Origin of the sequence: Caballeronia sp. LZ032 (genome assembly GCF_031451315.1) — a bacterium.
Classification (GTDB): Bacteria; Pseudomonadota; Gammaproteobacteria; order Burkholderiales; family Burkholderiaceae; genus Caballeronia.
This window is the reverse complement of the sequence record NZ_JARUXP010000001.1, coordinates 3,011,446-3,018,306: the sequence shown is the minus strand read 5'-3', so window position 1 is coordinate 3,018,306 and position 6,861 is coordinate 3,011,446. Positions and strand designations below refer to the sequence as shown.

The 6,861-nt window shown below is 58.6% G+C and carries 6 protein-coding genes; 5 read left to right on the top strand and 1 reads right to left on the bottom strand.

The genetic code is table 11. The features are described from left to right. A partial coding sequence (locus QCE69_RS14180) for a hypothetical protein (protein ID WP_309931243.1) occupies nt 1-265 on the bottom strand: 265 nt, incomplete at its 3' end. Nucleotides 266-277: 12 nt separating this feature from the next. Here QCE69_RS14180 and QCE69_RS14175 point away from each other — a divergent pair. The 5 genes from QCE69_RS14175 to QCE69_RS14155 all read left to right on the top strand — a co-directional run bounded on the left by QCE69_RS14175 (nt 278) and on the right by QCE69_RS14155 (nt 6,853). Further along, nucleotides 278-1,717, top strand: coding sequence for a TnsD family Tn7-like transposition protein (locus tag QCE69_RS14175; protein ID WP_309931242.1), 1,440 nt, complete (start codon nt 278-280; stop codon nt 1,715-1,717). Nucleotides 1,718-1,869: 152 nt separating this feature from the next. Continuing rightward, entirely contained in the window at nt 1,870-3,180 is a 1,311-nt protein-coding gene (locus tag QCE69_RS14170; protein ID WP_309931241.1) for a TniQ family protein, read from the top strand. Between the two features lie 33 nt (nt 3,181-3,213). Continuing rightward, nucleotides 3,214-4,200 carry a TnsA endonuclease N-terminal domain-containing protein gene (locus tag QCE69_RS14165; protein WP_309931240.1) on the top strand — a complete coding sequence of 329 codons (987 nt, stop codon included), beginning with the start codon at nt 3,214-3,216 and terminating at the stop codon, nt 4,198-4,200. Beyond that, nucleotides 4,187-6,568 (top strand): hypothetical protein, encoded by a 2,382-nt coding sequence (locus tag QCE69_RS14160; protein WP_309931238.1) that lies wholly within the window; start codon nt 4,187-4,189, stop codon nt 6,566-6,568. Before QCE69_RS14165 ends, QCE69_RS14160 begins: the two co-directional genes overlap by 14 nt. Before the next feature lie 78 nt (nt 6,569-6,646). Beyond that, nucleotides 6,647-6,853 carry a hypothetical protein gene (locus QCE69_RS14155; RefSeq protein ID WP_309931236.1) on the top strand — a complete coding sequence of 69 codons (207 nt, stop codon included), beginning with the start codon at nt 6,647-6,649 and terminating at the stop codon, nt 6,851-6,853. Nucleotides 6,854-6,861 lie beyond the last annotated feature (8 nt).

Sequence of the window (6,861 nt, the reverse complement as noted above, 5' to 3'; positions counted from 1 at the left end):
AAGGAGCGACAACCATGACCGGATAACGACCGACAATCATCCCGGTCGACCGGCCAAAATGATTGTCGGTAAACCGGCCGTGCTGCTTGACGCTATCCATGATGGAGTCCAAGCCGTTGGCCCTCTTGGCCATGGTCAAGCAAAAGGCGAAGGTCAGCCGAGTGACAGCCATGCGCTTCGCTGACTGGTTGCCTCTCGAGTCGGCGATGATGCTCATCGCGCCGACTGACGAACCCACGCTCTCCGCCCTGTTGTTGCCGCTCATGGGAGAAGCATCATGACCAAGGCTATCCACGATGTGCGAGTTCAATTCCCGGCATGGCCGGGCGAGTCGGTGACCAGCATTGCAGACATGGTTGCGAAGACGAGCGGCACGCACGCGGTGCGCAAGTTGTTGAGAACAGGTATTCGACGCGGCGTGCTCCTGTATGGGAGCCTCCCGTGCCGCGTGCAGCAGTTCTGCGACGCGACGTCTTCCGCTTACGGCGATGAGCACGACCTGCTTGCAAACCACACCCTGCATCGTTTCGCAACTTCAGGAATGGAGGCCGCCATGGCTGAACGTACCGCTGAGCACATCGTCTTCGGCACCGTTACCCGCACGAAGTATCCCAAGCTGATGCCTGGATTCGAGTGTGGGAACCGGTTCGGTCTGCAATGCCCCGAGTGTGCACTGGAGGCGACCAGGGTAGCCGGTCGCCGCATCTCTTATGTGGCGCACTGTATTCCGTATGCAACCCGTTGCCCTTGGCATGGGTGCAAGCTGGTCTGTGACAGCGAATGCAGTTCGCTCGAAATCCTGCTCTCGCAGAATCGCGGCCAGGCTCGTGAAGCCAACGCTCTCCGGTACGCTCGACTTGCACGGTCTATACATCAGAATACGGTGCCCGGTGCGTTGTGGTCACGCATCCGCGCGAACCTGCAAGATAAGGGCTATGCGACGGAAGAAGGAAGATTGCGATTGAAGGAGCTCCGCCCTCGATTCCTCGGTCTCTTCTCCGAGGGATTTGAGGATGCGCGGTTGACCCAGCTCGCTGCCGACTGGCACATCATCGAAAGTTGTATCCGTGCTGCGAACAGAGTCGACAGGGCTGCACCGGCGTCAATTCTCGTGCTGTTTGATTGGGCCGCGCACGAAATCGAACCCATCCGTCGGAAGCCATCGCGCGCGAACCTCGGCTACCAGAAGTCGATGGAAGAACGGTTGTTCAGGGATGTCCACCGGAAGCGTTGGCTGGACCATTCCAGTGCCGCCCCGACTGCTACTCGCACCCATCTGCGGCACAGCGCTCTGGGTCTCTGGACCTGGCTCTACCGCAACGACCGACCGTGGCTGCTGGCAAATCAGAGACCGGCGCGCCGTCCGAATAACCCGCGTCGCACGCACGAGATTCCCGAAAGCGTCTTGAGCACGATTCGTGGGAACTCCGTTGACATGCGCGAGCGTACAGGCGGTAGGGAGCCGTTGCCATCGGCGTATCAGATGCGGTTGTCGTATGGGATGAACGATTATCTGTTCGACCGCGTCACGCGCACTCTGCGTCGCATTCCGAATCCGGCCCAGCGTCCGGCAGCGAGGGAGGTATTCGTGAGCCGGCGCTTCAGGCGGGCGGCGGACCGCAACGTGGTTGAGGGGCTGCCGCGCGACATTGCGTCGGTGTCCCGCCAAGCCAGGTTGCGGGTGGAGACCGTTCAGAAATTCAATCGCCATCGCTGAGCTGGAGCGTTATGGCTACCTACACACGACTCTCTCGACCCGCGATAGGGTTGTCTATCTGTCGCAGCGAGATGTTCACGTTGTACCTCCGACGGCTCAGGAGATACGCGAAGCACAATCTTTCGAGTGCATCCTGGTTACTACCGAGTGGGATGAGACCGGTCATCGAGCTGCTCGGCGACACAGTGGGTTCGGTCGAAGAGGTGCTCGAACACAACACACTGCTGCCGTTAACTGCCCGCTTCCTTGAGACCGATGACCATCTCTTTGTGAAAGCGCATTTCCTCGGCGACCCGCTTCACGGGCTCCAGGCAAAGCTGGGGATGAATGGGCCGCGGAGCGGCTGGTCGAAAGTTCGGCTGCTCCGATGTCCCGAATGCATGAAGGAGGACATTGGATGCTGCGGCAATCCGTTCTGGCGACGCGACCACCTCGTACCTGGGCTCCTGTTTTGCGGCAAGCACGGTATCCCGCTTCACGAGGCGTGCGAGGAGTGTATGGATTTCGCGAAGAATCCGGAAAGAGTACTTCATGCCGGACATCATTGCGGCTGCGGTCTTAGCCCCATAGTCGAGGCGTCGAAGCTCTCGTCAGGCGAGTCTGAAACCGAGATACAGATAGCGAGAGTCATGTCGAGACTTTTGCGTTCCGATTATCTTCCGCACGTCGACCCGAAGGCAGTGATGACTGCCGTGGCCCGGGGGGCTTTAAAACACGGTCTCGTCGCGGATGGTCAATCAAACATGCAGTCGATTGCAGAGTTCTTTAGCGAGCATCCGCTATCGACCACGGTGCAGCGGACGGGGTTGCGCAAGGCTGGCGACATACGATTTGTACGCGTGCTAAAGGGAACTGATGGCGTTCGACATCCCGTTGAAGCGGTCATCCTCCTGACTGCGCTCCACGGGAGGTGGGAGGAGGTCGAAACGGCTTTCGAGCGCAAATCGGACCCTTCGCCGTCCGTGCCACGAGAGACCGTCGTGGGGAAATGGAGTCAATTCCCTTCTCGGAAGCGGGCATATCGGTATGCAGCACTCAGGGCCAGGATACTCCCAGCTCTTCCCCGCCACATTCATGCGTACAAGAAGGAGCGTAAGCAGCGGCCAGAGCTTGCGCACGGGGAACTGCTGCTTAAGTTTCCGGCTGAGGTTCGAAAATTTCTGACCAGGAAGCGACTCATAGCCGCCGGTGTCGATGTTCCTGGGTGGCGTCGGGGCACAGAAGGACCTACTTCAATTGACGGTGAATTTGCAAGGTACATCGATGAACGCGGGCGGTACTTGCGTGACACCAGCTTCCCCGGTCGCATCTCTGTGAGAGTCCTCGTGCGAGGATTCAGGCGGCCAAACCTGTTCAGTCAAAAGCACCTTAATGGCCAGCTCAGTAAATCCCGCGCAGCGGTATCGAGGAACGAGGAAAGCAAGGAGCAGTGGATAGCTCGTACGAACTCACGCGCGGCGTGATGCGTACACAACTTTTCCAACGTGGAGGTTGGAATGGATACGACAGCGCAGGCCAGAACCGGCTCTCGCAGGCGTCGCGGGAGAGTCTATGCGTCACCTTTTGACCTCGCCGCCAGAAGGTGGCTCCACGACGATTACGTCGCAGACCAGGTCACTCCCTCCGCAAAGCCGGATGCTGGCGAGCGGACGTTCCGATTCTTCGACGTCAGGCCCTGCGTTGTGCCACAGAGCGTTCGGCTCCCTGCGTATGACCCGTTTGGCTGGCCACACGGTGAAGAGTTCACACCGCTCCTGAAAGCGCGTACTCCACTTCACAGTACTCGGGTGATTGTGCCGGGCTTCAAGCTCGACCGGCTCATGCAGGCGCTGTCCATGTCCGAGTATCGCGTGCTGACCAAGCTCGCGATGCATCCATCTGTCCTCGACATTCGCGAGCAGTATGGAATTTACGACCGGCTGGCGTACTGGCAAGCGGAAGCCGAAGGTAAGCGAATGGCTCGAAAGAACATCATGACCATCGATGTCATCGTCACGTATGCGTTGCCGCCGGACTTCAAGCTACGGTATCACGCGATTTCGGTGAAGAGTCCACGTCATGTCCCCAAGGAGAAGGACCTTGACCGGGAGGAGCGGGAACGCGAAGCGATGGCGGAGCGCGGCTGGACGTGGGAGCTGGTACGCGGCAACGCGGTTCCAGTCACCGAGTTCTGCAATCTTCGGACCGTGTACGGGTATGCGCGCGAACAGCATCTTCCTTCGCTTTACGAGCCCGCTCGTGAATTCGCACCCGTTGTCATCCGGTGTAGCAATCGGGGATGTCTGAAGGCGGTGATGGAGCGTGCTGCGCGCCACATGAACATCAGCTATGGCAGGGCGATTCACCTGTTCGCCGCCGCAGTCGCATACGGTTTTCTGCAGGTCGACCACAACTACCTTCTTGAGACTGGTAAGGAGTTCCGTCTGATTCCCAGCCGTCTTTATCGCAAGGCGTCGATGAGGAGCAGCCGTGTCCTACACTGAAACATACAAAGCCGTATCCGTCTCGGAATTGTTGCCGCGGGCCGCCGGCCCGGAGATGCTTCGACGTCTAAATCAGGTCGAGGAGCGCTGGCCCAAGGGTCTGTTCCGCTTTGCTTTATTCAAACGATTGCGAGATGGCGAGAACGTGCGGTACAGAGCTATCTGCTGGAATCAGATTGACAGGAGGCTCCATGTGCTTAGGCTCAAGAGCAATGCCGCTCCTACCGGTCCAGGGGACTGGCAAGTGTGGTCAGCTGATGCGGCCAATACGCCGCTCAGCGACATCGCCCGGACAGACGAATCCGTCGTGCCTGATTATATGAACTGGCCGCTGGAGCAGTTGCCTGAAGAGTTCAGGAGCTCACTGACAGGTCTTGCGCGGCGTGAGCGGATTCTTCGGGCGTTCTGCTTTCGCGACACCAAAGGCGAGGGAAACGTAGGCGACTTCGTCTTTGACGATGAGATTGTCACCGACACAGCGGCGCGAACAAAAGCACTGCGCTATGTGTGCCAGTCGCTCGGAAAGCCGCGTGGATGGGCCACCTATGTGCGCAAGCTGCTTCATCACTTCTGCCATTTCGGCGGCGCTCCCAATGCGATGCTTGCCCAGCACCAGGAGAAGGGATGTAAAGGACGTTCGCGAACGGGAAAGCTCGTCAACAAACCCGGCAAGTTGACCGGCGCGGAACGCCGTGAGAAGCGGCGTCACGAGGCTACAGGCAAGCCCATCACATATCGGCGCGAACCTACCAGCGCCGACGATGAAAAGAAGATGAGCGACGCGCTCAAGACGTGTTGGGCGGTTGAGCGTAAAACCAAGCAGGACGCTTACGACCGCCTCATGGAGCACTACGACGAAGTCCCTGAGCACCAGACTCCAACCTTGCATACGTTCTACAAGAAGTCGAAACCGCTGATAGTCAGGGACGACCTGCTCAGCTTGCGGAACCGGCATATTATTCAGGAGCAGACGCATGCGGCCAGAGTAGGCACCGCGACTACCTACACGCAGGGACGAATCGAAATTGCCGACCTTGACGGCTTCACCGCGAAGCTCGCGATTGCGGTTGTCGTGAAGGGGAAAGTCAAGGGCACACATATCAAGGTGATACTGGCCGTGTCGCGCAACTTCCGAACCATCCTAGGTGCGGAGCTAGTCTTGCGAGATGAAAAGGCTGAATCATACCGACGGTGCATCGCGTCGATTTATCTTGATAAGGAGGCGCTGGCGAAAGAGTTGGGGCTTGAGTCTGCCGATGGCTTGGTTTCCGGAACCATCGACGGAATATATGTCGACAACGGAGCGGGCGCCGCTCACGAGAACGCCAAGGTCGCCTGCGGTCAGATGAGATTGGGATTCGAAATTGCGCCGCCATCTCGCGGTGACCTGAAGGCGGTTGTCGAGAGCATCAATTCGATGATGGTAAAAACGATGCGGACGTGGCCCGGCGGGTATGACCGTGAGAACGACAAGGTTCATCAGGAGGAGCGCAGGAACGCTCGAGCGATACGCCCTATGACGCTCAAGAAATTCAAACAGTGCCTATGGCTCGCGATTCAACACCACAACTTGCACGCCGACCGTTCGAAACTCCGTGACACCAAGATGCTCATGAATGGTGCTTCAGGAACACCGGCGGCTCTGTGGGAAAACGCGCAGCTTAAACGCACTGGCGATGCCGCGCGGAAACTCACACCAAGGGAAGTGTTTCGCAGATTCATTCCGTGGGAGTCGTACACCGTACGCCGAGGTCTCGTCCATTTCACGGGGGGCTATCGGTACGAATCGCCGGAGCTTACCGCCCTGTGGACGGAACACGTAAAGACCCCTATCTCGCAAAGGAGGCCTCTCGTCGTCAATGTTAAGGCGCTGGATGGGAATCCCCACGCCCTTATTTGGGCAATGCCTAATGGGGAGGAGAACCTGCTCAGGCTTATCGAAGAGGATGCTCTCCGCGTCGGTAACTTGATGTGGGATGATTTGAACCTCATTGCTGAGGCCGACTCCATGCGCGAGCTGGATGAACAGAACGCGAAGCGTGTCAGTGCGAAGAACGTCGCGACGGTGGCCCAGCACACTGGGGTGAGCAAGGCTGAGCGTGTCCGCATCGCGAATGGCGACCTGGGGGGACTCAAGGGCGAGTCGATGGCCGCGGCGAAGAGAAACGCCGACGAAGAGATTGACCGCGATTGGGGAAGGAAGCAGGCAGAAGCATTGGGCATTCAGAGCGGACCTATCATCGTTCCAACGCCTGTCGCTCCGCCGCAGAAGCCCGAACCGAAGGTGCCAAGTGCTGACGCACGCTTCGTTGAGCAGATGCGTGCGAGGCGCAACGCCAGCCGCGGGAACAATCTCGACAATCGTTGACGGTGGCGAGCGCGGCCGCGCTGCACGACTTCAGTCCAGGCCGCCAGACGAAGCCTGAACTCTCACTTATGAAGTCTCATGCTCGAGGAACTCTACAATCGAATCTCACCCGCCTGCTGCTCCGTCACGGTCTTCCTTGACGACGAGAAAATCAGCGAGGGCTCAGGCTTTGCGTTTCTTCCGAACGGTCAGGTGATTACGGCCGCGCACGTCGTCACCGGGCGGTTCCCGGTTCGGCACAGCGATTACATCGACCCGGCGCTAAAAATATTCTGCAAGTTCTAGGGTTTGTC